The sequence below is a fragment of the Pseudomonas sp. EU05-FHT14B02 genome (genome assembly GCF_058791055.1).
In genome coordinates, this window is record NZ_JBYTDD010000008.1 from 180,326 (window position 1) to 182,305 (window position 1,980).

The following is a 1,980-nucleotide window of genomic DNA, read 5'->3' on the forward strand; positions in this document are numbered from 1 at the left end:
TGCCAGCCCCGGCGTCGATGACGTTGTTGAGGCTGTTACCGGCACCGTGGACAGTGCCGGTCGACATCAAGCGCAGGTTCTCGACATTGGCGCCCAGGGTGTAGGTCCCGAGGTAGCTGTTAACGGTATCGGTACCACCGGTGCTGGCGACAGTATTGGTCTCGCTGACGATATCGCCGACATTGTCGACGTAGTAGACATCAGAGCCATCGCCGCCAGTCATTTGGTCGGCGCCACTGCCGCCATCGAGGGTGTCGTTGCCGGCACCGCCATTGAGAGTGTCGTTGTCTGCGCCGCCAATAAGGATGTTGGCCAGGGCATTGCCGGTCAGTGTATCGGAGTCATCGGTACCGATGACGCCCTCGATAGACACGAATGTATCGTAGCCTTGGGACGTATATTGCGAGCTGGTGTTGGACAGGTTGACGCTGACGCCATAGTTGGAATAGGCATACGAAACAAAGTCGGTGCCCGCCGCGCCATTGAATACATTGTTTGATGAGTTGCCGACAAAGGTGTTGTTCAGGGCGTTACCTGTGCCGTTGATACTGCTACTACCGGTCAGAATCAGGTTCTCTATGTTGTCGCCGAGTGTATAGCTGATTTCTGCCTGAACGACGTCGGTGCCCTGGTTGGCAAGTTCAACAAGCGTATCCAGCGCATCCACGATGTAAGTGTCGTCTCCCAGGCCGCCCAAGAGCCTGTCGCTGCCCGCTGCGCCATAGAGTACGTCATTTCCGGCAAAGCCATTGATGACGTCATTGCCCGATGAGCCATAGAGCGAGTCATTTCCGGCAGTTCCTTGCATGTTGTCATTGCCGGATGTGCCGCTGACGATGCTGAATTTGTAATAACCGGCTACCCCTGTGTTACCTGGAGTGGTTTCCAGTTCGAGAATGGCGGATTCATTTCCCGATTGCGGCAGTTCATACCAGGAGGAACCGTCGCCAGTCGAGTAACCGGCACGGGCAACGGTTCCTCCCAGGCCATTGGTGCCGCCACTGGCACTACCGGTCGTCCAGTTGACGGTTTCATATCTGAAGATGACATCGAAGTTGCCGTTGCCCTTTCCAACAAGCTGGAGTTGGAAGGCATTGAGCTTATCTACCTTGCTGTTGTAGTAGCCGACGTCATCCCAAGTAACGGTCAGCGTGCCATTGCCTGCGGAATTGAAGTCGTAATAGACCAGGTTACTGCCGGTCGATGTGCCGCCCGGCGTGGCACTGACCGTTCCACCACGGGTATCGACGTCGGCAAAAAAGGGAGCAATCATCGGCCTGCTGGAATCTTGCATGCCGTAGGGGGTATAGGTGGAAAGACCGCCGCCAAATGTGATGTTTCCGTTGTTGTTGACGGAAATATCGGTGTAGTTGGTGCCGAAGAAATTGAGTCCGGCAGCTCCGAAAACAGTGCTGATATCAATGTAGGAGGTGTAGCTGTCATCGTTTCGAGTCAGCTGGTTCTCTCCGAAACCCGCTGCACCACCAAGACCGTTTATCAAGCTAGCCATATCAACACCCCTGTCATTTTTTTTAAAACTTTCTTGTCAGTTTGTTTTCGGGACAACGATGAAACATCAGATAGGCAACGGCCGGCCGATCAGGTAATCAGGTCGGCAGTTTGCAGGTTGCTCACCCCCACCAACTGAATTTCGAACTCAGCGGCAGTGTCGGCGTCGGTGCTGCCGTAGAGGATGCCGCCGGCGAACCGTAGCTGCCCTGTGGCATTGCTGCTGAAGGCGCTGGAGCCGATGAAGCTGAATGCATCATTGGCCACCGTCGCCAGGTTGGCGTCCAGGGTCGACAGGTCGATCTTGTCGCCTTCGCTGGTCTTGAAGTCGCCAATGACATCGCGCAGGGCGGCGCCCAGGCCCATTTCACTCAAGGCATTGAAGTCGAATTTGTCGGCCCCGGTGCCACCATAAAGCTTGTCCAGGCCCGTGCCGCCGATCAACAGGTCGTTGCCGGCTCCACCGGTGAG

At 55.8% G+C, this 1,980-nt stretch carries 2 protein-coding genes; both read right to left on the minus strand.

Going from position 1 to position 1,980, the window contains the following annotated elements:
* Positions 1-1,510: nidogen-like domain-containing protein (locus tag AC3WTM_RS10615; RefSeq protein WP_492587608.1), on the minus strand; the 1,510-nt coding region annotated here is incomplete at its 3' end.
* An 89-nt stretch (positions 1,511-1,599) separates the two neighbouring features.
* Positions 1,600-1,980, minus strand: a 381-nt coding sequence (locus AC3WTM_RS10620; RefSeq protein WP_492587610.1) for a type I secretion C-terminal target domain-containing protein, incomplete at its 5' end; no start/stop codon positions are given.